At 67.4% G+C, this 24,659-nt stretch carries 25 protein-coding genes; 15 read left to right on the plus strand and 10 right to left on the minus strand.

Annotated elements, in window-relative coordinates; genetic code table 11:
- The 4 genes from Q7J26_RS10260 to Q7J26_RS10275 form a co-directional block, all read right to left on the minus strand.
- The coding region (locus tag Q7J26_RS10260; RefSeq protein WP_304936358.1) for an Hpt domain-containing protein at positions 1-975 on the minus strand (975 nt) is incomplete at its 3' end.
- A 27-nt stretch (positions 976-1,002) separates the two neighbouring features.
- The gene (locus Q7J26_RS10265; protein WP_008263015.1) at positions 1,003-1,368 is read right to left on the minus strand and encodes a response regulator; all 366 of its coding nucleotides are present in this window, start codon (positions 1,366-1,368) and stop codon (positions 1,003-1,005) included.
- A complete protein-coding gene (locus tag Q7J26_RS10270; protein ID WP_304936359.1) occupies positions 1,365-1,682 on the minus strand; it encodes an STAS domain-containing protein in 318 nt (105 codons plus the stop codon). The genes Q7J26_RS10265 and Q7J26_RS10270 overlap by 4 nt, the downstream gene beginning before the upstream one ends.
- Positions 1,683-1,755: 73 nt before the next feature.
- Positions 1,756-3,696 carry a methyl-accepting chemotaxis protein gene (locus Q7J26_RS10275; protein ID WP_304936382.1) on the minus strand — a complete coding sequence of 647 codons (1,941 nt, stop codon included), beginning with the start codon at positions 3,694-3,696 and terminating at the stop codon, positions 1,756-1,758.
- A gap of 667 nt (positions 3,697-4,363) precedes the next feature.
- Here Q7J26_RS10275 and Q7J26_RS10280 point away from each other — a divergent pair.
- The 5 genes from Q7J26_RS10280 to Q7J26_RS10300 are packed head-to-tail and all read left to right on the plus strand — an operon-like array spanning position 4,364 to position 9,459.
- Positions 4,364-5,608, plus strand: coding sequence for a nitrogen regulation protein NR(II) (locus Q7J26_RS10280; protein ID WP_304936360.1), 1,245 nt, complete (start codon positions 4,364-4,366; stop codon positions 5,606-5,608).
- The gene (gene fixJ, locus Q7J26_RS10285) at positions 5,605-6,216 is read left to right on the plus strand and encodes a response regulator FixJ (protein ID WP_304936361.1); all 612 of its coding nucleotides are present in this window, start codon (positions 5,605-5,607) and stop codon (positions 6,214-6,216) included. Before Q7J26_RS10280 ends, fixJ begins: the two co-directional genes overlap by 4 nt.
- A 46-nt stretch (positions 6,217-6,262) precedes the next feature.
- Positions 6,263-8,773 (plus strand): helicase-related protein, encoded by a 2,511-nt coding sequence (locus tag Q7J26_RS10290; RefSeq protein WP_304936362.1) that lies wholly within the window; start codon positions 6,263-6,265, stop codon positions 8,771-8,773.
- Positions 8,770-9,165 (plus strand): hypothetical protein, encoded by a 396-nt coding sequence (locus Q7J26_RS10295; RefSeq protein ID WP_304936363.1) that lies wholly within the window; start codon positions 8,770-8,772, stop codon positions 9,163-9,165. The genes Q7J26_RS10290 and Q7J26_RS10295 overlap by 4 nt, the downstream gene beginning before the upstream one ends.
- A 6-nt stretch (positions 9,166-9,171) precedes the next feature.
- The gene (locus Q7J26_RS10300) at positions 9,172-9,459 is read left to right on the plus strand and encodes an RNA-binding S4 domain-containing protein (RefSeq protein WP_304936364.1); all 288 of its coding nucleotides are present in this window, start codon (positions 9,172-9,174) and stop codon (positions 9,457-9,459) included.
- Between the two features lie 16 nt (positions 9,460-9,475).
- Here the strand turns inward: Q7J26_RS10300 and Q7J26_RS10305 are convergent, their stop codons facing one another.
- Positions 9,476-10,102: a YceI family protein gene (locus tag Q7J26_RS10305; RefSeq protein WP_304936365.1), complete on the minus strand. Its 627-nt coding sequence runs from the start codon at positions 10,100-10,102 to the stop codon at positions 9,476-9,478.
- A gap of 187 nt (positions 10,103-10,289) precedes the next feature.
- On the opposite strand from Q7J26_RS10305, the gene fdxA reads away from it, so the two are divergent.
- The 3 genes from fdxA to Q7J26_RS10320 all read left to right on the plus strand — a co-directional run bounded on the left by fdxA (position 10,290) and on the right by Q7J26_RS10320 (position 11,989).
- Positions 10,290-10,631 (plus strand): ferredoxin FdxA, encoded by a 342-nt coding sequence (gene fdxA / locus Q7J26_RS10310; RefSeq protein WP_017505910.1) that lies wholly within the window; start codon positions 10,290-10,292, stop codon positions 10,629-10,631.
- Positions 10,632-10,956: 325 nt separating this feature from the next.
- Entirely contained in the window at positions 10,957-11,487 is a 531-nt protein-coding gene (locus Q7J26_RS10315) for a CarD family transcriptional regulator (RefSeq protein WP_008260268.1), read from the plus strand.
- A gap of 118 nt (positions 11,488-11,605) precedes the next feature.
- Positions 11,606-11,989, plus strand: a complete 384-nt coding sequence (locus Q7J26_RS10320) for a hypothetical protein (protein WP_304936366.1) — start codon at positions 11,606-11,608, stop codon at positions 11,987-11,989.
- Positions 11,990-11,992: 3 nt separating this feature from the next.
- On the opposite strand, the gene Q7J26_RS10325 is transcribed toward Q7J26_RS10320, so the two are convergent.
- A complete protein-coding gene (locus Q7J26_RS10325; RefSeq protein WP_304936367.1) occupies positions 11,993-12,526 on the minus strand; it encodes a DUF3617 family protein in 534 nt (177 codons plus the stop codon).
- A 218-nt stretch (positions 12,527-12,744) separates the two neighbouring features.
- Between Q7J26_RS10325 and rpmB the strand changes: the two genes are divergently transcribed.
- Both rpmB and Q7J26_RS10335 read left to right on the plus strand, forming a co-directional pair.
- A complete protein-coding gene (rpmB, locus tag Q7J26_RS10330) occupies positions 12,745-13,044 on the plus strand; it encodes a 50S ribosomal protein L28 (RefSeq protein WP_035306987.1) in 300 nt (99 codons plus the stop codon).
- A 110-nt stretch (positions 13,045-13,154) separates the two neighbouring features.
- Complete coding sequence (locus tag Q7J26_RS10335) at positions 13,155-14,885, plus strand: M1 family metallopeptidase (protein ID WP_304936368.1); 1,731 nt, start codon at positions 13,155-13,157, stop codon at positions 14,883-14,885.
- Between the two features lie 166 nt (positions 14,886-15,051).
- Here the strand turns inward: Q7J26_RS10335 and Q7J26_RS10340 are convergent, their stop codons facing one another.
- Positions 15,052-15,828, minus strand: a complete 777-nt coding sequence (locus tag Q7J26_RS10340) for a transglutaminase family protein (RefSeq protein ID WP_304936369.1) — start codon at positions 15,826-15,828, stop codon at positions 15,052-15,054.
- Between the two features lie 249 nt (positions 15,829-16,077).
- Here Q7J26_RS10340 and Q7J26_RS10345 point away from each other — a divergent pair, with 249 nt between their 5' ends.
- Both Q7J26_RS10345 and Q7J26_RS10350 read left to right on the plus strand, forming a co-directional pair.
- Positions 16,078-18,255, plus strand: coding sequence for a histidine kinase dimerization/phosphoacceptor domain -containing protein (locus Q7J26_RS10345; protein WP_304936370.1), 2,178 nt, complete (start codon positions 16,078-16,080; stop codon positions 18,253-18,255).
- Between the two features lie 40 nt (positions 18,256-18,295).
- Positions 18,296-19,210 carry a DMT family transporter gene (locus Q7J26_RS10350; RefSeq protein WP_304936371.1) on the plus strand — a complete coding sequence of 305 codons (915 nt, stop codon included), beginning with the start codon at positions 18,296-18,298 and terminating at the stop codon, positions 19,208-19,210.
- 69 nt (positions 19,211-19,279) lie between these two features.
- Here the strand turns inward: Q7J26_RS10350 and Q7J26_RS10355 are convergent, their stop codons facing one another.
- Both Q7J26_RS10355 and Q7J26_RS10360 read right to left on the minus strand, forming a co-directional pair.
- Positions 19,280-19,483, minus strand: coding sequence for a cold-shock protein (locus Q7J26_RS10355; protein WP_304936372.1), 204 nt, complete (start codon positions 19,481-19,483; stop codon positions 19,280-19,282).
- Between the two features lie 197 nt (positions 19,484-19,680).
- Positions 19,681-20,442: an extensin family protein gene (locus Q7J26_RS10360; protein ID WP_304936373.1), complete on the minus strand. Its 762-nt coding sequence runs from the start codon at positions 20,440-20,442 to the stop codon at positions 19,681-19,683.
- A 127-nt stretch (positions 20,443-20,569) separates the two neighbouring features.
- Between Q7J26_RS10360 and ppk2 the strand changes: the two genes are divergently transcribed.
- The 3 genes from ppk2 (at position 20,570) to Q7J26_RS10375 (ending at position 23,597) form a co-directional block, all read left to right on the plus strand.
- Positions 20,570-21,319, plus strand: a complete 750-nt coding sequence (gene ppk2, locus Q7J26_RS10365) for a polyphosphate kinase 2 (RefSeq protein ID WP_304936374.1) — start codon at positions 20,570-20,572, stop codon at positions 21,317-21,319.
- 469 nt (positions 21,320-21,788) lie between these two features.
- Positions 21,789-23,219, plus strand: a complete 1,431-nt coding sequence (gene tldD / locus Q7J26_RS10370; protein WP_304936375.1) for a metalloprotease TldD — start codon at positions 21,789-21,791, stop codon at positions 23,217-23,219.
- Positions 23,220-23,279: 60 nt separating this feature from the next.
- Positions 23,280-23,597 carry a hypothetical protein gene (locus tag Q7J26_RS10375; RefSeq protein WP_304936376.1) on the plus strand — a complete coding sequence of 106 codons (318 nt, stop codon included), beginning with the start codon at positions 23,280-23,282 and terminating at the stop codon, positions 23,595-23,597.
- Positions 23,598-23,601: 4 nt separating this feature from the next.
- Here the strand turns inward: Q7J26_RS10375 and Q7J26_RS10380 are convergent, their stop codons facing one another.
- Positions 23,602-24,498 (minus strand): TraB/GumN family protein, encoded by an 897-nt coding sequence (locus tag Q7J26_RS10380; protein WP_304936377.1) that lies wholly within the window; start codon positions 24,496-24,498, stop codon positions 23,602-23,604.
- Between the last annotated feature and the right edge of the window lie 161 nt (positions 24,499-24,659).

Genomic DNA, 24,659 nt, shown 5'->3' on the forward strand with positions numbered 1-24,659 from the left:
CGCGGGCGCAGGAGCGGCGGGAGCAGGCTCAGGCGCCGGCGCCGGTGCGGGGGCGACGGCGACGGGGGCCGGCTCGGCGGCGGGCGCGCCACCGGCGGCCTTGGCCAGCAGGGCGGCGATATCCAGTTCGTCGCTGGCGGGCAGCACCGCCGGCGGCTCGTCCTCGAAGGCGAGGACCGGTTCCGCCCCGCCGCCCAGGGGCGAGATCGTCAGGTCGCAGTCGGCCTCGACGAAGTCGAACACCTCACGCACGACCTTCTCCTCGATCGCTGCGGTCAGATCGATGGTCCAGGTCAGATAGCCGTCCTCGGCCACCAGAACGTCCAGCGTCGGCACGGCGCTGTCGTCCAGCGACACCGCGATCGGTCCCAGGCGACCCAGTTCGCGCAGCAGCAGGCCAGCCTCGTTGGCGCTGCCGTACATGCGGCCGTGGGGCTTGAACAGGATACGCCAGCCCGTCTGGGCCTCGGCCGTAACCGCCTCGGGCTCGTCCAGGGACGGTAGGGGTTCCTCCAGCGCGACGTCGAAGGCCATGGGCACGAAGCCGAAGTCGTCTTCGTCTTCCTCGACCACCGGCGGCGCCTCGCCGCCGTGGGTCAGCAGTTCCAGTTCATGAACCAGACCGGCCGAACGCTCCTCATCGACCGGCGGGGCCAGGCCTTGCGCGGCCTGGATATGGTCGGCCAGCACGTCGGAGGCGCGCAGCAGGGTCTTGATCGTCACCGTGTCGCAGGGTTTGCGACCGGCACGCAGCTCGTCCATCAACGTCTCGAAGACGTGGGCGAAACGGACCAGGGCCTCCAGACCGAACGCCCCCGCCCCCCCCTTCACCGAGTGAACGGCGCGGAAGACGGCGTTGATGGTTTCAAGGTCGGTCTGACCCTGTTCCAGCAGCATCAGCTTCGATTCCAGATCCGCGAGCAGTTCGTCGCATTCCTGGAAGAAGGTGGCTTTGATGGCTTCGAAGGCGTCCATGGCTTGCGGCCGATCGATCTGTGAGGGTTAGGCCGCGACGCGGCGGACGGCGTCGACCAGTTTGACCGGATCGAAAGGTTTGACGATCCAGCCGGTGGCGCCGGCGGCGCGGGCGCGGGCCTTCTTCTCGGCGTCGCTCTCGGTCGTCAGCACCAGGCAAGGGGTGGTCCGGTGGTTCGGATCGGCGCGCATGCCTTCGATGAAGCCGAAACCGTCCATGCGGGGCATGTTGATGTCGGTGATGACCACGTCCGCGCCTTGCGCGGCCAGGGTCTCCAGACCATCAATGCCGTCGACGGCCTGGATCACGGTGTAACCCGCGTCCTCCAGGGCCATCAGCAGCATGTCGCGCATGGTGCGGGAATCATCGACGGTCAGGACTGTCTTTTTCACGCGAGAGCTCCTTCAAGGGGGTCTTGGGCAAGGGTGTCTTGGGCAAGGGGGTCGTAGTCATTGGCTTCGGACGCACCGAAGGCGGTCCACTGTTCAGAAAAACCTTGGGACTGGGGCGCGATGATCAGATCGACGCCGTCGGCGGCCCAGGTCTTGCGGGCCGACAACAAGACCTGAAGGCAGAGACCGCCCAGACGCTCGACGTTCGAGGCGTCCACCGTGACCGGCTGACCCCGTCGCGCCAGCAGCTCCGCCTTCAACGGCTCGGCCGCATTCATATCCAGCACCGTCGCCAGCACGATGGCGTCCGTCATGAGAAGTTCCCTTCATCTGCCCCAAGACCATGCATGGCACAGCTTTGGTAAATACCCCTTGAAGACGGAATCATCAGAACTCCTCCCAACCTTCCGGATCGGCCTCGACCTTGAGCGCGGCGCCGCCGCGGCCGACGGTCTTCAGGGCCTGGATCATGCGATTGACGGGCTTGGGCGCGGCTTGGTGAGCCGGGGCGGGGCGAGCGGGCGCCGGGCTGCGGCGGCTGGGGGCGGCGTGACCTTCTGAACCCTGGCCGACCTTGAACTGGGCCACGGACGTCTGCAGAGCTTCCGCCTCCTGAGCCAGCGAATGGCTGGCGGCGGTCGATTGCTCGACCATGGCCGCGTTTTGCTGGGTGACCTGGTCCATCTGGTTCACAGCCGTGTTGACCTGGGCCAGGCCCACGGCCTGTTCCTGGGCCGAAGCGGCGATTTCCGTGACCAGGGCGTCGATCTCGGCGACCCGGTCCACGATCCGTTGCAGGGCGTCGCCGGTCTGACCGACCAGTTTGACGCCCGAGCCCACCTGGGTGGTCGAGGCCGAGATCAGGGTCTTGATCTCCTTGGCCGCATCGGCCGAACGCTGGGCCAGGGCCCGCACTTCCGACGCCACGACCGCGAAACCGCGACCGGCCTCGCCGGCGCGCGCCGCCTCGACGCCGGCGTTCAGGGCCAGCAGATTGGTCTGGAAGGCGATCTCGTCGATGACGCCGATGATCTGGTTGATCTGGCTGGACGAGGATTCGATCGCCTGCATGGCCGAAACCGCATCGCGGACAATGACGCCCGAGGTCTCGGCGTCGCCCTTGGCGGACTGAACCACGTCAGAGGCCTGACGCGCGCCCGAGGCGGTCTTGTTCACCGTCGCCGTGATTTCGTCCAGGGCGGCGGCGGTCTCTTCCAGGCTGGCGGCCTGTTGTTCGGTGCGGCGCGACAGGTCGTCGGCGGCCTGCGAAATCTCGCCGGCGCCCGAGCGAATGCCCGCCACATTGCTGAGCACCACGCTCATGGCCTGCTGCAGCTGGGCGATGGCGGTGTTGAAGTCGGTCTTCAGCTTTTCGGCGCGCGGCGCGACCTCAGTCGTGAACCGGTGGGTCAGATCGCCGTTCGACATGGCGGCCAGGCCGTCGGCCAGAGCCGTCAGGGCGACGCGATCCTCTTCGGCGATGCGCGCCTTCTCGGCCTCGTTGGCCAGGCGCTCGTTCTCGCTCATCGAGCGGTTCGAGGCGGCCTCGGCCTCGATGCGGATTTTTTCGACGGCGGCGTCGCGGAAGGCCACGATCGCCTGGCCCATCTTGCCGAACTCGTCCTTGCGGTCGGCGCCGACGATCTGGATCGAGGTGTCGCCCGCCATCAGCTTCTGCATATAGCCGATCATGCTCATCGTCGGCCGCACGATGGCGCGGGTCACGCCGAAGCCGACGGCCAGGGCCAGCAGCAGCACCGAGATCAGGCCGATCATCACCGCCATCATGGCGTTCTTGGTCGCCGTGTTCTGCGCGTCGCGCGTCACCACCAGCGCCGCTTCGTTGGCGGCCTTCAGCTCATCGACCGCCTCTTCCGCCGGCGCGATATAGGTGTCCGCGACGCCTTCGCGGCCGACCATGTTCTCGGCTTCCTCCAGGCGGCCCTCGCGAACCAGGACCTGTCCGACCTGGACGACGTTCTTGTACCATTCGGCGTTGGCCTGGATCGCCCGATCTATCGGCGCCGTGCGATCTGCAGGCAGACCGGCGCGCTCTTCTTCCAGGGCGGCGATGAATTTGGCGCGGTGGGCGTCAAGTCGCTCAGTGTAATAGGGATCGCCCGAGAGCAGGTAGCCGCGATAGGCGTTCTCCTGCTTGGCCAGATAGAACTCCGCCCGGGCCGTGGCGCGGGTCATGGAGTTTTCCACGCTGCGGGCCTCGCCCGCGCTCTGGAGGGCCAAGAGATTCGCCACGACGACGGCGCCCATGATGGCGATGGCGACCAGCACCAAGGCGAAGGCGCTGAACAGCTTGCGGCCGACCGGCATGTTTTCAGTAAACTTCACGCGTACTCTCCCAGGTATCGCAACAATCAGATCGAATCTGCAGAGACGGCGAACCCGTCCGAGTGGATTCTCCCAAGGCCGCGTCCCGATTCGCCCGCACCCATTCCGATCACCAGGAAGTCGCCGTCCTGCGCTTTGCGCGTGTCGGTCAAACGCCTGGGCGTCGAAGGGCTTGGGAGGATTTCGGGAAACATCAACCACCTCGGAGCATCTGCATTCTGCCCGCGAAGCATGAGATGATGATTAATATGATTTCTGAACCGCACCCTAGGTAGGAATGCGTAGGGAAGCGGGCCGCCTCGCGCCGACGGGCGATTTTCGCCCATCAGGCGAACTTAATCGCAAAAATTAATAATACGTGCTTTTCCCTAACATCAGGAATGTTATAGAGATTGGGTCAAAAAAGCGGCAAGGACGTGACGATTATGTTTTCGCAGATGCGAGATATCGCATGATGCAAGCACGGCCAGCGGCTTCTACTCGACCTGATCTGTCACAGCTTATGGCTCAATTTGCCCGGACGTGTTGGGGCGGCTTTTTGCTTGCCGCCGGTTGCGTATTGGTTGCATCGGCTTTCCGCCTGACGCTCCAGACTGTAGGCCACATCCACTACCTGCCCATGCTGGCGGCTGTGATAGCGACAGCCTTGGTGGCTCGTCGTCCGGCGACCATCGCGGCGATCGGCCTGTCCATCATCGCCGACATAGTCATTCTGCCTCGACAGGGCGTTGTGGACGCCGCTGTCCACGCAGCCTTGTTCGTCGCCGTCGCCTTCATCATGGCGGAGGTCTGTCACCGCCTGAACAGCCGCAGCGCCCTATTGGACAGCATCCTCGCCTCCGTTCCCGTCGTGACGCTGAACGGCGAGGGCCGCATCCTGCGAATCACCCCCGCCGCCGCAGACCTGCTCGGCGTCACGTCTGCGGACGCGCTCGCCCGCCCCTTCAGCACTTTCGTCTCCGATTTCGACACAACCGCGCTCGCCGCCGTGATCCACGGCGTCCCGCTCTCCCTGCCGCCGACCGGGTCCTGGCTGGCGCGTCGGCCGGACGGCGAGGTCGTTCCGCTGACGATCCACGCCAGCCTTCTCTCCCAGAGCGTCAATCCCGAACGGATGGTGCTGTCCCTCGGCGACCAGCGACAGGCGGCGGCCGCCAATGATCGCATGCGCGATCTGATGAACCAGCTCAGCAAGAGCTGGCGGCTTAACTCCATGGGCGAGATGGCGGCGACCCTGGCGCACGAGCTGAACCAACCCCTTACGGCCGCCACGGTCTATCTGCACGCCGGCCAGACAGACATCGCCCGGGCAGGGCCGCTGGGCGACAGCGCCGGCCGCGCCCTGGATTTGGCCAAGACCCAGCTCATTCGCGCCGGAGACATCATTCGCCGCATGCGCGAATTCGTCTCGACCGGCGCCCGCGACCTGACCGAACAGCGCGTCTCTTCCATGATCGAAGACCTGCGTCCCCTCTTCGACCTGATCCGTGTCGACACGGGCGTGGTGATCCGGGTCGATGTGCGCGACGTCGGCGATCATGTGCTGGCGGATCGCATCCAGTTCCAACAAGCGATCAACAACCTGGTCCGCAACGCCGTCGACGCCGTCGCGGGGCGTGAACTCGGCCTGGTGCGCATCACCGGACGCAGCCTTGGAAACCAGGGCTACGAGATCGTCGTAGAAGACGATGGTCCTGGAATTCCAGAAGATCAGATGGACCGGATCTTCCAGCCGATGACCACGACCAAGGCGAGCGGGATGGGCCTGGGCCTGTCCGTCACCCGCTCCATCATCGAGAGCCATGACGCCGTCCTGACCGTCGGCCGCAGTCCGCTGGGCGGCGCGGCCTTCTCCTTCTGCCTTTCCCCCGTCTCGGAGCTCGAAGCCGCATGACTCAACACTCCGTCTTCGTGATCGACGACGATCAGGCCTTGCGGGATTCGTTGTTGATGCTCCTGCGCGGCGAGGGCATTCGCGCCCGCGGCTTCCCCAGCGCCACGGCCTTCCTGGACGCCTTGCCCGAAGAAAAGACGGCCTGCGTCATCACCGATCTGCGCATGCCGCAGATGGAAGGCGCCGAGTTGATACGCCAGCTTTCTCGACTGCGTGGCGAGGCCTGGCCCGTCATCGTCATCACCGGTCACGCCGACGTGCCCCTGGCGGTTCAACTGATGAAGGCGGGGGTCGTCGACTTCATCGAAAAACCCTTCGATCCGAACCGCATCCTCGAAGCCGTGCGCGGCTGCCTGTCCGTCCTGGAACGCCAGGGGGCCGAAAGCGAGGCGCGCGAGGAGGCGACGTCCCGCCTGGCCAGTCTGACGCCGCGCGAACGCCAGGTCTTCGAGGCTCTGATCGACGGCAAGTCGAACAAGGAAATCGCCATCAGCCTCAGCATCAGCCCCCGAACCGTCGAGATCTTCCGCGCCAAGGTGATGCAGAAGATGCAGGTCACCAGCCTGTCCATGCTGGTGCGGATGGGGCTGCGCTGCGCCGAAGCCTGAAAAGCCCCTTGAGCCGCACCGGGATCATCGCCACCTTGCAGGGGTCATGAGCGACCGGTCCGCAGGCTTCGCCCCCTCCCGCGTCACAGCGGTGCTGGGGCCCACCAATACCGGCAAGACCCATCTGGCGGTCGAGCGGATGCTGGGTCACGCCTCGGGCATGATCGGCCTGCCGCTGAGGCTGCTGGCCCGCGAGATCTACGAGCGCATCGTCAAACAGCGGGGCGCCGCCGCCGTCGCCCTGATCACGGGCGAGGAAAAGATCGTCCCGCCCCGCCCCCACTATTTCGTCTGCACGGTCGAGGCCATGCCGCTGGAGCGGTCGGTCGAATTCCTGGCCGTGGATGAAATCCAGTTGGTCGCCGATCCTGAACGCGGCCATGTCTTCACCCAGCGGCTGTTGCACGCACGCGGCCGGTTCGAGACCATGTTCCTGGGCGCCGGGACCATGGAGCCCCTGATCCGCCGCCTGGTCCCGGACGTTGAGATCGTGACGCGCGACCGGCTGTCCACGCTTTCGTATGCCGGCTCCAAGAAACTGACCCGCCTGCCCCGCCGCAGCGCCATCGTCGCCTTCTCGACCGAGCGGGTCTACGCCATCGCCGAACTGATCCGGCGTCAGAGGGGCGGGGCCGCCGTTGTCATGGGCTCGCTCAGCCCCCGCACCCGCAACGCCCAGGTGGCCCTGTATCAGTCGGGCGAGGTGGATTTCCTGGTCGCCACCGACGCCATCGGCATGGGGCTGAACATGGACGTGGACCATGTCGCCTTTGCGGGATTGAGGAAGTTCGACGGCCGGCGGACCCGCTGGCTGCACGCCCATGAGATCGGCCAGATCGCGGGCCGCGCCGGCCGCCACCTGCGCGACGGCACCTTCGGCGTCACGGCCGAGGCCGAGGACTTGGACGACGATCTGGTCGAGCAGGTGGTCGAGCATAGGTTCGATCCGGTCGAAGCCGCCGAGTGGCGCAACGCAAAGCTCGATCTCGACACCCTGCCCGACCTGTTGCGATCGCTGACCGTCACCCCCCAGCGCAGCGGCCTCAGCCTGACGGCCGAAGCCCTGGACGAGACCCTGCTGCGTCGCCTGATCAAGGACGAGGAGGTGGCCCGCATCGGCCGCTCGCGCGGCGCCGTCATGCGGCTGTGGGAGGCCTGCCAACTGCCGGACTTCCAGAAGACGACCCTGGACGAACACGCCCGCCTGGCCAAGGACGTCTTCCACGCCCTGACCGGCAAGCGGGGCCGGCTGACCGACGACTGGATGGGGCCGCGCTTCGCCTTCGTGGACCGTGACGACGGCCAGATCGACCAGCTTTCCGCGCGTCTGTCGGCTGTCCGCACCCTGTCCTATATCGCCAACCGCCCCGACTGGGTCCACGACGCCCAGGGCTGGCGCGACAGGACGCGCGCCCTGGAGGACCGTCTGTCCGACGTCCTGCACGAGCGGCTGACCGCCCGGTTCGTCGACCGCCGCACCACCGCCCTGATGCGGGCCCTGAACGTGCGCGAGGACACGTTTGCGGGCGTCGCCGACGACGGCGAGGTCACGATCGAGGGCCAGGTGGTGGGCCAGTTGGAGGGCGTCCGCTTCCAGATGGAGAAGGGCGCCTCGGCCCTGGAGGACCGCACCCTGCGTCAGGCGGCGGTCCGCGCCGTCACCCCCGAGATCAACCGCCGTCTGGGCCGCCTCGCCGCCGAGACCGACGAGGCCTTCGCCGTGACGCCGGACGGGGCCGTGCTGTGGCGCGGCGTCCTGACGGCCCAGATTCAGTCCACGCCCACCGGGGCCGATCCTTTTTCGCCCGCCGTCCGTCTGTTGGGCGAACTGGGGCCCACACCCGCCCGCGAGCGCGCCAAGCGCCGCATCGAGGCCTGGCTGGCGTTCGAGGCCGGTCGCGCCCTGCGGGATCTGCGTCGCCTGCGTCAGGCCGTCGAATCCGGCGCCCTGAAGGGCCTGCCGCGCGGCATCGCCTTCCGCCTGATCGAGGCCGGGGGCCTGATCGACCGTCGCGACGTCGAACGCGACCTCGCCGCACTCAGCCAGGTCGAGCGCCGCACCCTGAAAAGCTTCGCCATCCGCGTCGGCGCCCATTCCGTCTGGTTGCCGGGCCTGCAAAAGCCCCGCGCCCGCCATTTTGCCCAGGCCTTCCTGGACGCCCCCCTGATTCCCGCGACGCCCGATCTGATCCCCGCGCCGCCCGAACCGCCCTCGCCCCGCCTGCTTTCGGCTCACGGCCTGCGCGCGGCCGGCCGTTGGCTGGCGCCGGTCGAGACTCTGGAGAAGATGGCCGATCTGCGCGCCGCCAACGCCGCAGACAGGGGCCGACTGTCCGACGCCGCCCTGGTCGATCTGGGCTGGTCCGCCGATCAGGCCAAACAGGTCATCGCCGCCCTGAAGACCGAACGCGCCCGCCAGCCCGACAAACCGGGTGCGGCGCCCAAACCGGTAAAGGATTCGCCCTTCGCGGCCTTGGCCGCCCTGACAGCGACACCGCCGGCGCGGGCCAAACGTCGTCGCCCGCGCAAGAAGATGGCGGCGACCGGCGAGAGATGACCGACTGGACCAAACAGGCGCGCGCCGCCGAGGACCTGACGCCCCGTATCGTTCAGAGCGAGAACCGCCTGTTCTTCGAATTCGCCACCGCACGCAGGGCCGAAGGGATCGACTTCCCCTGGTGGGATCGCCCGACCGACCTGATCGCCTTCACAGACTGGCTGAGACGGGACGACGTCCCGGACTTCTTCGACGCCGATCAGGGGTGGACCTTTGACGCCGCGCGCCGCGCTGACCGCCTGTACTTCCGCCAAGGCGACCTCGACACCGGTGAAGTTTTCATCACGCTCAGCGTTGATCGTACGGACTTCATGGCGCGGTTCGAAGCCGTACTAGCCGTCTCACTGGGCGAACAGCTCGACCGCGACCTCCGTCCCAGCTCGGGAGCCTGAACCCGCATGTCGTCCACAGACGGCGCCTGCCGCATCGACGTCTGGTTATGGCGCGCCCGGTTCGTGAAGACTCGCGGACTGGCCGCCGCTCTGGTCGAACGCGGCGCGGTGCGGTTGACGCATCAGGGAAGGGAGAGCCGGCTGGACAAGCCCAGCCGCTGCGTCCGCCCCGGCGATCTGCTGACCTTCGTTCAGGCGGGACGGGTCACGACCCTGACGGTGGACGCCATAGGCGAAAGGCGCGGGCCGCCTGAAGAAGCCCGCGCCCTCTATTCTCTGATCATCGCGCCATAAGGCGGCGCGAAGATCCTTATTGCTTGAGGACGAACTCGCCTTCGAGGTGCAGCTTCACTTCGTCCGACACGGCTGGCAGGGCGTAGTTGATGCCGAAGTCCGAGCGCTTGATCGTGGCCTCGCCGTCGAAGCCGGCCTTGTAGGCGCCCATGGCGGTTCCGGCCTGGTTGAACTCGACCTCGATGGTCACGGGCTTGGTCACGCCGCGCAGGGTCAGGTCGCCGACCACCGTCGCCTCATTGGCGTCGTCGGCGTCCACCGTCACCGAGCGCGAGACGAAGGTCGCGGTCGGATGATTGGCGGTGTCGAAGAAGTCGGCGGTCTGCAGGTGGCCCTTCAGCTTGTCGTCGTTCGGGGCGACGTCGGTCAGGGGGATGGTGGCGGTCAGGGTGCTGGCCGACGGATTGGCGACGTCAAGCTTCAGCTCGGCCTTCACGTTCACGAACTGGCCCGTGTAGGTCGAGAAGCCGAGGTGGTTCACCGACCAGGTGATCTTGCCGTGGCCGGAATCGAGGTCATAGGCGCCGGCGGTCACTTCCGACGGGGTCTTGGTCAGGGCGGCCTGGGCCACCACCGCGCCGCCGGCGGCGAGGCTGACGGCCAGGGCGCCCGCGAGGGCGTATTTCATGAAGGGGGTGCGCATGGGAATGTTCCGGTTGAAGAGGGACGGTATATGCAATCAACACAGTTGCGATTAAGCCTGACTGTTGTCAAGTCGTGTCAGGCCGCCTGCGAACGTCTCCCACCTTAAGCCGCGCTGTTGACAGTTGGTTGCGTGGCCGCCATGTCGCAGGCCTCCCACCCACAGTTTCGACCCCGTTCGCCGCCCCATGACCTACATCGTCACCGACGCCTGCGTGAAATGTAAGTTCATGGACTGCGTCGAGGTCTGCCCGGTGGACTGTTTCTACGAGGGCGAGAACTTCCTGGTCATCGCCCCGGACGAGTGCATCGACTGCGGCGTGTGCGAGCCGGAATGCCCCGTCGACGCCATCGTCCCCGACACCGAGGACGAGCCGGACGGCAAGTGGCTTCAGGTCAACGCCGAATACGCCAAGGTCTGGCCCAACATAACCGTCAAGGGCACGCCCCCCGCCGACCGCGAACAATATGAACGCGAGACGGGCAAGTACGAGAAATACTTCAGCCCCAAGCCCGGCAAGGGCTCCTGATTTCTCGACGACTTTCGGCGCCCCTCCCTGCCGAACGACCGAGGTCGAACTGTCGCAAATCCACGCCCGCCCTGTGGACGTTTTGAAATTCCGTCATTTTGTGATAGGTACTGTTTCATTGGATCGGGCAGTCCGCGAAATCTTCGCGCTGCCCGTGTTTGCGACAGAATCCCGCCCACAGACGGGATCGGCCAGAGGTTTGGTGATCCGTTTCCGCATTTGACGCCCAGCATCATCCCGACCGACGGAGAGATCCGGCGGCCGAGATCCTGTTTGCGTTTCCTGCGCCTTCGTTTCGCCCGGCCCTGACCGGGAAAGGACGAATATGACGAGCAAGACTGGTCTGGAGTTCAAGGTTGGCGACGCGGTCGTCTATCCGGCGCACGGCGTCGGGAAAGTCGCGGCGGTCGAGACTCAGGAAGTCGCGGGCATGTCGCTGGAAGTCTATGTCGTGACCTTCGACCACGAAAAGATGACCCTGCGCGTTCCGACCAAGAAGGCCGCGACGGCCGGCCTGCGTTCGCTGGCCGCCGACGACGTCGTGACCAAGGCCCTGACCACCCTGAAGGGCCGCGCCCGCATCAAGCGCACCATGTGGTCGCGCCGGGCCCAGGAATACGAAGCCAAGATCAACTCGGGCGACCTGATCTCCATCGCCGAAGTGGTCCGCGACCTGCACCGCGCCGACACCCAGCCGGAACAGTCCTATTCGGAGCGCCAGCTCTATGAATCGGCCCTGGACCGGATGGCGCGCGAAGTCGCCGCCGCCAACAAGATCGACAAGGACGCCGCCGTCGAGCTGCTGGCCAAGTCGCTCAGCGCCAAGAAGCCGATCCCGACCGCCGAAGCCGCCTAAGTTTCCGCATCGGACGAACGAAAAGGCCCCGGAGCGATCCGGGGCCTTTTTGGTTTGACCGACATCAAGGCGCGCCTGCGGCTTCGGCGTCCACATGGTCTGCGATCAGGAGCCGACCATGACCGACACCGCCGCCCCGCTGGGCTTTCATCACATCCGTCTGGAGCTGGCGCGCGAGCCGCAGGCCCCGGCGGGCGATCCCGACGCGGGCTATGATATTCTCGCGCCCCTGACGGCCGAGCGCCGCCTGGACGCCGCTGTCTGGCGCGAGGCGCCCGAGAAATGCCGGGTCCGCCGCTTCTCGCACGGCGCCACCCTGGCCTTCGGCCGGCTGCGTCACGCCGCCCCCGACCGCTGGTACCTGGACTTCGAGCCCGGCGAGGCGGACGACGTCCACGGCTTCCGCTTGGCCGACGAACGGCTGGAGACCGGCGAATACGTCAGCCTCTCGACCGACGATCAGATGCACACCTATGTGGTCGCCCGTTCCGAGCCGGTCTGAGGCTCAGAAATACTCGGCGTTGGCCGGGCACTGGGCGCTGATGCGGCGCGCGGTGATGGTGGCCGGAATATAGGGGGTGCCGCGCAACAGCTGGGCCCCGCCGCTGAAGCGGAAGCTGGTGTCCTCATAGGTGCCGTTCAGCCGCACATTGACCCGGCGCCCCTTCTTGTCCTGGCAGGTGCCCTCGAACCGCGCCCGGCCGTCCCCGACCACGCGGGTGGGATAGGTGCAGCGCCAGCGGTTGGTCGACAGGCCGCCGAAGAAGCGGTTGATCTCGCTGGGGCGCACGCATTTCTGCTCGGTGTCGCGCTGGCCGACCGCGCTGGTCGTATATTCCCAATAGCCCGGCAGGACTTCGTTCTGAGCGGGCGCCTGAGCCGCCTGCGCCGGAGCCATGGCCGGCGCGGCCAGCAGGACGCCGCCCGCCATCACGGGGGCCAGGACCGCCCAGACCTTCAGGGACAGGGTGCGTTTGGACAGGCGATCAATCAGGGACGAGCGAGACATGGCGGCCTTCTGTTCAGCGTGGGTCTTCATGATATGACGCATAGCGCGCGTCATTTGAATGACGCCTGAACGACGTCGTGTCCCGGCCGATGCGCGGCGGGCCTCGAAAGCCCCAAGACTCGGCTTGACGCCGAACCTCCTCTTCCCTTATACGGCCCCCTCTCGCGCGGGCTGCTTCCCGCGCGTACTTGTTTCATGCGTCTTCTCCCTTGCTTTCGGGCTGGACGCCGCACCTTAAGGATCTGACGATGTCGCGTCGTTGCGAACTCACCGGTATCGGCCCGATGGTCGGCCATAGCGTGAGCCACTCGAACATCAAGACCAAGCGCCGCTTTCTGCCGTCGCTGAAGACGGTCAAGGTCACCTCGGATTCCCTGGGTCAGACCTTCTCGCTGCGTATCTCGAACGCCGCGCTGCGCACCCTCGACTACAAGGGCGGCCTGGACGCCTTTATCGTCAAGGCCCGCGACGAGCAGCTGTCGATCGCCGCCCAGCGCATCAAGCGCCAGGTTCGCGCCAAGCTGGCCGAGCAAGCCGCCGCCGCCTGATCGGCGACTGCGAAATCCATTCTGGAAAAGGCCGGCGGCGACGCCGGCCTTTTTCTTTGCTCCCCGCACCGACCTACGGCTAGGCTTTGGCCGTACTCGGAGGGGATTCCATGACCGTTGCGCGCACCCTGGCCTTCACGGCCGCCGCCCTGACTTTGGCCGCCTGCGCCACGACCTCTCCGCCGCCCGCGACGCCGCGCGAGTCGACCGCCTTCACCCTCGCCACCGACCAGCCCCTGACGCCCGAGCAGCAGGCGATGCGGTTCGACAAGGCCGACCTGTCGATCCGGGTCCTGCCTGAGGACAAGGCCATCGACGCCGTCGCGGTTCTGGACTTCACCGCCACGGCCCCGCTGCACCGGCTGGAGGTCGAACTGGACACCCTGCTGGCCATTTCCTCCGTCCAGATCGACGGGGTCGAGGTCGCCGCCGACCGCTGGTCCAATCCCGAAGGCCGCCTGACGGTCCAACTGCCCCGCCCCCTGGCCGCCGGTCAGAGCGTCGCCCTGCGCGTCGCCTACGCCGGCCAGCCCCGCGTCGCGCCCCGCGCGCCCTGGGACGGCGGCTTCGTCTGGTCCACGGCCCCGTCGGGCGAGCCCTGGATCGCCACCGCCGTCCAGGGCGAGGGCTGCGACATCTTCTGGCCCTGTATCGACAGCCCGCACGGCGAGCCGGGCCGGGTCGATCTGCACATCACCGTGCCCTCGACCCTGTCGGCGCCGTCCAACGGGCGGTTCCTGGGCACGGTCGATCACGGCGACGGCTGGACCACCTGGAACTGGTCGGCGAAGACCCCCAACACCTACGCCATCGCCCTGAACGTCGGCCCCTACGAGGAGGTCAGCGGCCAGTACCAAAGCCGGTTCGGCAATACGATCCCGATGAACTACTGGCACCTGAAGTCGGACGCGCCCGAGAAGGTCCAGGCCCTGTTCGCCGAATTCCCCAAGATGCTGGACTTCTTCGAGGCGACGGTCGGCCCCTTCCCCTTCGGCGACGAGAAGATGGGGGTGGTCGAGACCCCGCACCTGGGCATGGAGCACCAGACCATCAACGCCTACGGCAACGGCTACAAGATCGACGGGCGCGGCTATGACTGGCTGCTGCAGCACGAGTTCGCCCACGAATGGTTCGGCAATCAGCTGACCAATCAGAACGCCGACGACATGTGGCTGCACGAAGGTCTGGGCAGCTATATGCAGCCCCTCTACGCCCGCTGGCTGCTGGGCGACCGCTATATGCAGCGCGAACTGGCCAACCAGCGCGAAGGGCTAGCCAACAAATTCCCCGTCGTCTCGGGCACGCCCAAGACCGAGGACGAGGTCTATAAGGGCGACGTCGGCCCCGGCGGCGACATCTATTCCAAGGGCTCGCTGATCAGCCATTCGCTGCGGATGCTGATCGGGGACGCCGCCTTCCACCAGGCCCTGACCCGGCTGGTCTATGGAACGGACGATCCGCGCCCCGGCGCCTTTCAGCCCCTTTACCGCTCGACCGGAGACTTCCTCCAGATCGTCAACCAGGTGACGGGCCAGGACTACGGCTGGTTCTTCCGCGGCTATCTCTACAACGCCGCCTTGCCTGCCCTGACCCAGACGCGAGAGGGCGAGCTGCTGCGGCTGGAATGGGCCACCGGCAACGGCGAGACCTTCCCCATGCCGCTGGAGATCGAGATCGACGGGCGCGTCCAGACCGTCGCCATGACCGGCGGCCGGGGCGAGATCGCCGTTCCCGCCGGCGCGCACGTCCTGATCGACCCCCAGAACAAGGTGCTGCGCCAGATGGAGGTGATCGACGCGCTGCAGGCCTATAAGGCGGAGCAGAAGGCGAAGGCGCAGTAAGTTTCCCGCGCGCAATCTCCGTCATCGCTCCCAATCCCCGTCATCCTCGGGCTTGACCCGAGGACCGGGTGATCTGCAGCTTATACAGAAGCGTTAGGCACAGTCCGCCACTACGCCCGATCCTCGGGTCAAGCCCGAGGATGACGGATCGGTGTTGGATAAGATCCTAAGCCGCCGCCACCGTCACCGACTGGCGCACCATCTGACACCGCTCCTGGGTCGTCAGGAAGGCGATGTCCGCCGCGTCGCGTCCGCAGGCGATCCGCACCAGCCCCTCGACCGGCGCCAGCCGCGTCGCATCGACCAGCCACCAGCCGTTGTCCAGCCAGACCTCGAAGATGGCGTGGAAATCCGGCGGGTTCAGCTGGTGCGCAAAGGCGCTGACTGCCCGCGCCGGAATGCCCGACGCCCGGCAGAAGGTCATCCCCAGGTGGGTGAAATCGCGGCACACCCCAGCCCGGTCGATGAAGGTCCGGGCCGCCGTCGTCTCGGTGTCCGACACGCCGTGCTCATAGTCCACATTCTCGGTGATCCAGTTCAGGATCGCCAGCACCCGCGCCCCGCCCGAAGTGTCGCCGAATTCACGCGTGACGAACCGGCCGAACTGGTCCGACGGGCAGTACCGGCTGGGCTGCAGATAGGGCAGGACCTCGGCCGGCAGTTCGCCCCAGTCATGCTGGGACACGCTGGGCGGCAAACCCTTCAGCACCCCGTTATCGACCAGGGCCTCATAGGTCAGGGTCACTTCGCCCTCGACATGGCAGCGCAGGGTCCGGGCCCCGAAATCGACGTCCTCGTCCTCCTGGAATTCCACCGGGGGATCGAAGGTCAGGGTCTCTTCCAGGATGTCCTGGCCGGGCCAGTGGGCGACCTGGATTTTGTAGATGGCGTCCGTCGGCGGATCGAAACGATAGACGAGCTCGGCGCGGACGCGCAGTTTCATGAAGGGCTGCCAGGCTGAAAGGGGGAACCGTGTTCCAACGCCATGGGACTGCGGCCGTTCCGTGTCCATGGTCCGCGCCGGCCACCGGCGGGACACTGTCCGCCACCGGACACTGGAATCCCGAAATAGACAAGCATCGCCAATGTGTTACCTTGTCCTTCGCATGAACCTCCCCACAATCGAAATCGGGCGCGACATCCCGGAACCGCCACGCTTCGCCGGCGTGGGCCTCCGGCTGGCGTCTGTCGCATGAGCGAGTCCGTCGTCCGCCCCGACATCGACCTCACCGACTGCGATCGCGAGCCGATCCATGTCCCCCAGGCCATCCAGCCCCACGGCTTCCTGCTGGTGCTCGATCCCGAGACCCAGACCGTCGAACAGGGCGCCGGCGCCGTCGAGGATCTGACCGGCCGCACGACCTGGGTCGATCAGTCGGCGTCCGATCTTCTGGGCGAGATCGTCGGCCGTCGTCTGCGCGACATGGCCCGCAGCCGCGAGACGGGCTTCGCCGGTCGCTGGCGCGCGACCAATCGGCTGGAATACGACATCGTCGTCCACTATGCGCCCGGCCGGGGTCCGCTGGAGCGGATGGTGGTCGAGGTCGAACAGAGCTCGCAGCAGGCCCGTCTCGGGGTCGAGCTGATCACGCGGCTCGACGCCGCCGCCGCCGCCCTGGAACGGGCCGCCTCGGTCCAGACCGTGTGCGAACGCGCCGCCGACGCCTTCCGCAGCCTGACCGGTTTCGAACGGGTCATGATCTACCGCTTCCTCGACGACGAGGCGGGCCAGGTGGTCGCGGAATCGCGTGCGTCCGGCGCGTCCTCCTTCCTGAACCACCATTTCCCGGCGACCGACATTCCCCGCCAGGCCCGCGCCCTGTATCTGCGCAATCCGGTGCGGGTCATCCCCGACTGCCGCTATACGCCCCAGCCCCTGCGGCCGGTCGCGCCGGGCGAGCCGCCGCTGGACATGAGCGACAGCGGCCTGCGCTCGGTCTCGCCGGTCCATATCCAGTATCTGAAGAACATGGGCGTGCGGGCCTCGGCCTCGGTGTCGATCATCGTCGACGACGTCCTGTGGGGCCTGGTCGCCTGCCACAGCGCCACGCCGCTGCTGCTGTCCTATGAGCTGCGGGTCGCCTGCACCACCCTGGCCCGGGGCCTGGCCCGTCAGTTGAAGACCAAGGCCGACGCCGAACTGTATCGCGACCGGGTCCGCCTGCGCCGGCTGGAGGACGAGTTGATCCTGCGCCTGTCCACCGACCGCGATCTGGACGCCGCCCTGGCCGAACATTCGGGGCAGCTGACCGATCTGGTCGGCGCCGACGGCCTGGCCATCGTGCGCGGCGACCGGATCGCCTGTTTCGGCCACACGCCCCCGGAGGAGGCGGTGCGCCGCCTGTCGGACTGGCTGGACCAGCAGCCGGGCCTGCGCCCCGTCGCCTCCAGCGCCCTGTCCGCCCTGTTGCCCGAGGCCCAGGCCTGGCGCGCCCACGCCAGCGGCCTGCTGGCCGTGCGTCTGGCGGGCGACCAGCCCCTGTCGCTGCTGTGGTTCCGGTCCGAGATCCTGGAGACGATCCGCTGGGCTGGCGATCCATCCACTGCGGTCAAGTCGGCGGCGGACGGCGGTCCCCTGACGCCCCGCGCCTCGTTCGAGGGCTGGTCCCAGACCGTCACCGGCCGCGCCCGGCGCTGGAGCGCGGCGGCCGTGGAATCCGCCGCCCGCCTGCGCGACGCCCTGTTCGACTTCGCCGCCGTCAATCAGTTGCGCAGCCAGAACCACTCGCTCCAGGCCCGACTGACCGAACGCGACCTGCGCCTGGAGCAGCAGCAGTTCCTGATGCGCGAGGTCAATCACCGGGTCCAGAACAGCCTGACCCTGGTCTCCAGCTTCCTGGGCCTCCAGGCCCGCGACCTGGGCGACAGTCCCGCCGGCTCGGCCCTGCAAGAGGCGCGTCGCCGCGTCCGCGCCGTCTCGACCGTCCACACCCGCCTCTATCGCGGCGACCACGACACGACGATCGACCTGTCGCGCTACATCAGCGAACTGGTCGATGACCTGGGCGCCAGCATGGGCGCCGACTGGACCGCCGCCATAGAGACCGACCTGGCCCCGGTCTGTATCGACGCCGGCCGCGCCGTGACCCTGGGCCTGATCCTGACCGAACTGATCATCAACGCCCAGAAATACGCCTATGACGGCCGGCCCGGCCCGCTGCGGATCACCCTCAGCGAGAGCGACGACCGGTTCCGCCTGGTCGTGGCCGACGACGGCAAGGGCGGCCACAAGGCGGGCAAGGGCTTCGGCTCCATGATGATCGGCAGCCTGGTCACCCAGTTGGACGGCCGTATCGACTATCGCGACCTGGCCCCCGGCCTGGAAGTCGTGCTGCGCGCCCGGATCGATACCGCCTCCGATCTGACCTGACCTGTGGCGGAAGGTCGCGGGGCGGCGTAAGAGGCCCGCCATGTCCGCTCTCGCCGCCCGCGTCTCCCCCCGCGCCTTCGCCCTGATCGTCCTGTTGATCGCCGCCTGTGTCCTGGGCCTGGCGCCCATTCTGGTGCGTCTGACCGAGACGGGACCGGCGGCGGCCGGTTTCTGGCGGTTTGTCTTCGCCCTGCCTTTGCTGACGCTGCTGGCGTCGCGCGAGCCGGGCGGGATCGCCGCCCCGTCCAAATGGGCCCTGCTGGCCGGCCTGTTCTTCGCCCTGGATCTCAGCTTCTGGCACTACGGCATCGTCATGACCTCGGTCGCCAACGCCACGGTCCTGTGCAACCTGACCCCGGTCGTCGTCACCCTGTTCGGCTGGATCGTGCTGAAGGAGACGCCGCATCGGCTGTTCCTGCTGGCCCTGGCCCTGGCCATGGGCGGGGCCTTCGCCATGGCGGCGGGCGCCGACGGCGGACAGGGGACCAATCCGCCGCTGGGCGACGCCTTCTCCCTGTCGGTGGCGGTCTGGTACTCGGGTTATTTCCTGGCGGTGAAGGCGGCCCGCGCCACGGCCGGCGCCATGCGCATCACCTTCTGGGCCACCCTGGTGGGCGCGCCCCTGCTGCTGATCGTGGCCCTGGCCCTGGGCGAAGACATCATCCCGGCCAGCCTGTCGGGCTGGGCCGCCTGTCTGACCATGGGGATCATGCACGTCTTCGGCCAGGGCGGCGTCGCCTGGGCCCTGGGCAAGCTGCCGGCCTCGGTGACGGCCGTCACCATCCTGATTCAGCCGGTCGTGGCCGGCCTGCTGGGCTGGTGGATCTTCGGCGAGACCCTGACCCCGATCCAGGCCCTGGGCGGCGCCCTGGTCCTGGGCGCCATCGTCCTGGCGCAGAGGTCGCAGCGAACGAAGCCGTCGCCCCCCGAGCTCAAGCCGCGCGAAGCCGCGTAGGCCAAACAAAAACAGGCGCGGAAGCCTTAGCCCCCGCGCCTGTTCCCGTGCCTTAATCGGCCGCTCGACTCAGAGGAGCTTGAGGTCGATCGCCGAAGTCTTGCCGCGCTGGTTTTCCAGCTCGTACTCGACCTTGGCGTTCTCATCGAGGCCCTGAAGGCCGGCCTTCTGAACGGCGGTGACGTGAACGAACACGTCAGTGCCGCCGCTGTCGGGCTGGATGAATCCATAGCCCTTGGTGGGGTTGAACCACTTGACCGTACCGGTCGCCATGTCTGCGTCTCCGTAAACGCGCTTTTCCAGGCGGATCACCCTCGGGGCGACCCGACAGTCCAACTGGACAGCTCGTTCAGGCGAAGGAGCGAGACGCGGGTGTGGACCCCACGCAAAATCCGGACTGTGCTGATGTTGTCACCCGGCTTTTCAAAGCGGTCAACAGCAAAGCGATTCGCGCCAGGGGCGATTCAACCTTAACGGCACAGACCCCGCTCGGCCCCGTCGATATGGAGATGGTTCTCGTGGGCGGCGTTGTAGTCGGGGGTCAGCACAGTCGAGAACAGCCGGCACGCCCCGTCGCGCACCGCGTGCAGGAACCGCCCGCCCGGCTCGCCCGCCGGACCCTGTCCGCGCCAGTCGTTCAGCACACTGACGGTCCGCCCGTCCTCCAGCCGCACCGCCGCCACGTCCAGGGCGTTGGCCCGCGCATGTTCGCTGGGCCGCTCCTGTTCGTCCTGCGAGCCATAGATGCGTCGGCAGGAATAGGTGCCGTAATTCTCGACCCGCGCCGGGGCCGAACCCAGGATGCTGCGCGCCGCCGGTTGCAGCACCTGCCGGTCCCAGATGACATAGCGGACGGCCAGCGGGCACTGCATCACCACATCGGCGGGGGCCAGGGGCGTCACCGCCCCGCCGGTGATCCGCACCGCCCCGCGCACGACGCAGAAGCCGCCGTCGTCGCGATCCGCCGCCCGCTCGACCTCGACCCCCGCCTCGCGCAGCACCTGCATACAGGCCTCGGTCGCCCCCTGGACCTCTTCCGGGGCCGCCGTTCGAGGCAGGTCGAAGTCCGCCACCTTGGCCGCCGTCGCCCGGCCCAACGGCTGGCTCAGGTCCAGCGGCTTCCACGGCAGGTCCTGCGGCGGCGCATAGGCGTTCAACAGCGCAAAGGCCGCGCAGGCCAGCAGCCCGACCTCCCACAGCAGATTCCAGAAATCGGCGAAGTCGCGCTTCATGCATCCCCAGCATGGACCGCCCACGGCCCCGCTGGCAAACGCCGCGAGGGGCGAAGCGTTCAACGGCGTCGGTTCTTGCGTCCACGCCCCGCTTGCCCTCGGCCCCGTCCCGCTCCACTCTGATGGGATGGGAAAGAAAACAGACGCCTACGACGCCGAACTCGAACAGCTTCAGCTCGCCGTTGTGAAGACCCAGGCCTGGACCATCGAGCATGGGCTGCGGGTGGTCATTGTGCTGGAGGGGCGCGACACCGCCGGCAAGGACGGGGCCATCAAGCGGCTGACGGAATATATGTCGCCGCGCCAGACCCGCGTCGTCGCCCTGCCCAAGCCCAGCGACCGGGAAACCAGCCAGTGGTATTTCCAGCGCTACGTCCCCCATCTGCCGGGCGCAGGCGAGACGGTGATCTTCAACCGCTCCTGGTACAATCGCGCCGGGGTCGAGCCGGTGATGGGCTATTGCACGCCCGAACAATACGCCCAGTTCCTGACCGACGCCCCGCGTTTCGAGCGGATGTTGACCGACGACGGGATCATCCTGATCAAGTTCTGGCTCGACATCTCGCGCAAGGAACAGGCGAAACGGCTGAAGGAACGGCGGGTCGATCCGCTGAAACGGTTCAAGCTGTCGTCGCTGGACGCCGAGGCCGAGGCCCGGTTCGACGCCTATTCCGACGCCCGCGACCGGATGCTGGACGAGACGGATCGCGCCTTCGCCCCCTGGACCATCATCGCCACCGACGACAAGAAGACCGCCCGGGTGAACCTGATCCGCCACATCCTGAAGATCCTCGACCACTGCGGCGAGGAGATCACGGCGCCGGACCCCGACGTCGTGTTCGACGCCGACAAGGCCAAGGGCAAGCTGGCGCGATAGCTGACCTTTCTTTCGTCATTCCGGGCGCAGCGCAGCGGAGACCCGGAACCCAGCGGCGCGCGAGAGCGCGAACCTGTCGCGGACACAGACGTCCAGCAGTCATCTCGTTGAACCATTTCGCTTCGGCGCCGCTGGGTTCCGGGTCTCCGGGCCAAGCGGCCCTTCGCCCGGAATGACGAAAAGGGTCTTTGCCCTCATAATGACGCTGGTCCCTCCGTATAGATTTCAACGTCCTGCTACACGGCTGGGCCTTTCGACCGGGCGCCCCTCCAGCGCGTGCTAGTCTCCTGGTCTTGCCGCCGTCGCCGGAGATTTCAGACGATTCAAACAATTCAGACTGTGTTTTTTCCTGAACGCCGCCTTCGCGGATTTCAGACAATTCAGACGATTCAGACTCTCTTTTTTCGTCCCGACGTCTGAATCCGTCCCGGCAGGTGACGAACCGCCCTCCAGCCCCTACCTACAGGCCATGACCGTTCACGCCGCCCCGCCTCCCATCCTAGACGCCGCCGGCGTCGATACCGACGAAGCCCTGTCGATCCTGAAGACGGCCCTGGCCGGCGCCGACGACGGCGAGCTGTTCCTGGAACGGTCCGAGAGCGAGAGCCTGGTGTTCGACGACGGCCGGCTGAAGTCCGCCGCCTATGACGCCACCGAGGGCTTCGGCCTGCGGGTCGTGGCGGGCGAGACCGCCGGCTACGCCCACGCCAACGAGATCTCGGCCGCCGCCCTGCGCCGCGCCGCCGACAGCGCCGCTCTGGCGAAACAGGGTCACGCCGCCCGCGTCGCCGAGGGGCCGCGCGCCACCAATCAGCAGCTCTATGACGCGGTCGATCCCCTGGCCTCGCCGGCCTTCTCGGACAAGATCGCCCTGCTGGCCGAGATCGTCGCCTGGGCCCGCGCCCGCGACCCTCGCGTGGTCCAGGTCTCGGCCTCCCTGGTCGGCGAGCGCCGCGCCATCGAGATCCTGCGCGCCGACGAACGGGTGGTGCGCGACGTCCGCCCCCTGGTCCGCCTGAACGTCTCCATCACCGTCGAACAGAACGGCAAGCGCGAGAGCGCCGGCGCCGGCGCCGGCGGCCGGGCCGGTTTCGAGGCCTGGGTCGCCCCCGAACGCTGGCAGGCCCAGGTGGACGAGGCCCTGCGTCAGGCCCTGGTCAATCTGGACGCCATTGACTGCCCGGCGGGCGAGATGGACGTGGTCCTGGGCGCCGGCTGGCCCGGCGTCCTGCTGCACGAGGCCATCGGCCACGGCTTCGAAGGCGACTTCCACCGCAAGGGCTCGTCCGTCTTCAACGGCATGATGGGGAAGCGGGTCGCCGCGCCCGGCGTCACCGTGGTCGACGACGGCTCCATCGCCGGGCGTCGCGGCTCCCTGTCGGTCGATGACGAGGGCACCCCGACCTCGCGCACCGTCCTGATCGAGGACGGGATCATGGTCGGCCTGATGCACGACCGGCTGTCGGCGCGTCAGCTGGGCGTGGCCGCCACCGGCAACGGCCGGCGCCAGTCCTTCGCCCACATGCCCATGCCCCGGATGACCAACACCTTCATGGAGGGCGGCAAGGATTCCAAGGCCGACATGATCGCCAATACCAAGCGCGGCCTCTACGCCGCCAACTTCTCAGGCGGCCAGGTGGACATCACCAACGGCAAGTTCGTCTTCCAGTGCAACGAGGCCTATCTGATCGAGGATGGGGTGATCACCGCCCCGGTGCGCGGCGCCACCCTGATCGGCGACGGCGCCACGGCCCTGACCAAGATCCAGATGATCGGCGACGACTTCGCCTTCGACCCCGGCGTCGGCGTCTGCGGCAAGGCCGGCCAGGGCGTGCCCGTCGGCATCGGCCAGCCCAGTCTCAAGATGGGCGGCCTGACCGTCGGCGGAACGGCGGTCTGACGCGAAAGGAACCTTGGCCTTCGACGAAGTGTTTCCCCGCCACACTGGAGAGGAAACACCATGCCCACCGAACGTACAGTCGAGCATCCCGACGGCCGGGTCGAACGCATCACCGAGAGCGACCCCGCCGCCCCCGCAGCCGCCCCCGTCATCGTCGAACGCCGTAGCGGCGGCGGCATCGGCGGCGTCGTCGCCCTGATCATCGGCCTGGCCCTGGTCGGGCTGATCGGCTGGTTCCTGATCAACATGAACCGCAACGACGCCGTCGAATCCAACGCCATCGCCGGCGCCGCAGAAAGCGTCGGCGGCGCGGCCGAGAACATCGGCGACGCCGCCCGCGACGCCGTCCCGGACCGGCCGGCCGCCCCGGCCAACTAAGGCGTCAAGGGGCCGCTTCCGCTGGGGGCGGCCCCTTCCAGTCCGGGCCGCTGATCTCGGCGCCCTGGGCCGCCAGCCGGTCCAGCGCTCCGCCGGGCTCGGCCAGCAAATGTAGCGGCGCCACAGCCAAAGTGACGCCGTTCTGGCCCAAGGCCGTCTCTAGCTCCTGGCGCCACCGCGCCCGCCACTGCGCCTCCGGTCCCGCCGCGCCCCACGGCCAACACAGGTTGATCGCCTTCTCCAGCGGCGCATCCAGCACCTCCTGAACCCTGCGCCGCCGCCAAGCGTCCGCCCGCGCCGCCGCGCTCTCAGGCCCCGCTTCCGCCGCCGCTATCGCCGCCACCAGGCAGAACTGATGAGCCTCGGGCGGGGTGCTGATCAGCATCTCGACCACGTCCGATCCATGAAGCACGTCGATAGGCTCGATCGGTGTCTGGCGCCGCCGCGCTGAGGCTCGCACCACCTCAGCCGCAGCCCGACTGCGTCGCGCATAACCCGCGCGTTCCAGCAGATTGTCGGCGCTTAACAGAAGATTGGTGCGGCCCCCGCCCGGCTCCAACGCCAGAAACCGCGCATTCATCTCAGGCGACAAATAGTCGTTGGTGCGCTTGCCGTCCGGCAGGAAGGCGACGGTTCGGGCGCGCCACAGCAGGCGGCCGACGTCCGTGAAAGAGGCGCGCTTCGCCGGCGGGAACAGCACGCGATCGGCCCGATCCGCAGCTGCCGACAGGGCTTCGCTGCGCCATTCCATATCTCTGGGCAGGCCTTCGACGGCGCCGACGAGGATCAAAGTGCTGTCGCCGTTGCGAACCTCCCATATCGGCGCCTCGATACGACGGGCGATGACGACGATGTCCTCGACCGGGTCCGCAGCCGTGGCCGCATCCTGAGCCGCCGCCAACTGCGCACCGCTACAGGCGAGTAACAGAGCTATGAGAATAGAAGAGGATCTGATCATTACTCTGACGTAGTACAACATCTTGCCGTTTCTTAATGAAATCCCGGTAATTCTGTCGCCGATTTAATCCACCTTTCGGCCTTGTAACTGGAGATGAACGCGAC

This window comes from Brevundimonas sp. (assembly GCF_030656255.1).
Classification (GTDB): Bacteria; Pseudomonadota; Alphaproteobacteria; order Caulobacterales; family Caulobacteraceae; genus Brevundimonas.

What these genes read in the sequence shown, in the direction of transcription:
- Q7J26_RS10270 (WP_304936359.1), bottom strand. Translation starts at nt 1,682, where the DNA reads ATGACGGACGCCATCGTGCTGGCGACGGTGCTGGATATGAATGCGGCC.
- Q7J26_RS10275 (WP_304936382.1), bottom strand. Translation starts at nt 3,696, where the DNA reads ATGCCGGTCGGCCGCAAGCTGTTCAGCGCCTTCGCCTTGGTGCTGGTC.
- fixJ (WP_304936361.1), top strand. Translation starts at nt 5,605, where the DNA reads ATGACTCAACACTCCGTCTTCGTGATCGACGACGATCAGGCCTTGCGG.
- Q7J26_RS10290 (WP_304936362.1), top strand. Translation starts at nt 6,263, where the DNA reads ATGAGCGACCGGTCCGCAGGCTTCGCCCCCTCCCGCGTCACAGCGGTG.
- Q7J26_RS10295 (WP_304936363.1), top strand. Translation starts at nt 8,770, where the DNA reads ATGACCGACTGGACCAAACAGGCGCGCGCCGCCGAGGACCTGACGCCC.
- Q7J26_RS10300 (WP_304936364.1), top strand. Translation starts at nt 9,172, where the DNA reads ATGTCGTCCACAGACGGCGCCTGCCGCATCGACGTCTGGTTATGGCGC.
- Q7J26_RS10305 (WP_304936365.1), bottom strand. Translation starts at nt 10,102, where the DNA reads ATGCGCACCCCCTTCATGAAATACGCCCTCGCGGGCGCCCTGGCCGTC.
- fdxA (WP_017505910.1), top strand. Translation starts at nt 10,290, where the DNA reads ATGACCTACATCGTCACCGACGCCTGCGTGAAATGTAAGTTCATGGAC.
- Q7J26_RS10315 (WP_008260268.1), top strand. Translation starts at nt 10,957, where the DNA reads ATGACGAGCAAGACTGGTCTGGAGTTCAAGGTTGGCGACGCGGTCGTC.
- Q7J26_RS10320 (WP_304936366.1), top strand. Translation starts at nt 11,606, where the DNA reads ATGACCGACACCGCCGCCCCGCTGGGCTTTCATCACATCCGTCTGGAG.
- Q7J26_RS10325 (WP_304936367.1), bottom strand. Translation starts at nt 12,526, where the DNA reads ATGAAGACCCACGCTGAACAGAAGGCCGCCATGTCTCGCTCGTCCCTG.
- rpmB (WP_035306987.1), top strand. Translation starts at nt 12,745, where the DNA reads ATGTCGCGTCGTTGCGAACTCACCGGTATCGGCCCGATGGTCGGCCAT.
- Q7J26_RS10335 (WP_304936368.1), top strand. Translation starts at nt 13,155, where the DNA reads ATGACCGTTGCGCGCACCCTGGCCTTCACGGCCGCCGCCCTGACTTTG.
- Q7J26_RS10340 (WP_304936369.1), bottom strand. Translation starts at nt 15,828, where the DNA reads ATGAAACTGCGCGTCCGCGCCGAGCTCGTCTATCGTTTCGATCCGCCG.
- Q7J26_RS10345 (WP_304936370.1), top strand. Translation starts at nt 16,078, where the DNA reads ATGAGCGAGTCCGTCGTCCGCCCCGACATCGACCTCACCGACTGCGAT.
- Q7J26_RS10350 (WP_304936371.1), top strand. Translation starts at nt 18,296, where the DNA reads ATGTCCGCTCTCGCCGCCCGCGTCTCCCCCCGCGCCTTCGCCCTGATC.
- Q7J26_RS10355 (WP_304936372.1), bottom strand. Translation starts at nt 19,483, where the DNA reads ATGGCGACCGGTACGGTCAAGTGGTTCAACCCCACCAAGGGCTATGGA.
- Q7J26_RS10360 (WP_304936373.1), bottom strand. Translation starts at nt 20,442, where the DNA reads ATGAAGCGCGACTTCGCCGATTTCTGGAATCTGCTGTGGGAGGTCGGG.
- ppk2 (WP_304936374.1), top strand. Translation starts at nt 20,570, where the DNA reads ATGGGAAAGAAAACAGACGCCTACGACGCCGAACTCGAACAGCTTCAG.
- tldD (WP_304936375.1), top strand. Translation starts at nt 21,789, where the DNA reads ATGACCGTTCACGCCGCCCCGCCTCCCATCCTAGACGCCGCCGGCGTC.
- Q7J26_RS10375 (WP_304936376.1), top strand. Translation starts at nt 23,280, where the DNA reads ATGCCCACCGAACGTACAGTCGAGCATCCCGACGGCCGGGTCGAACGC.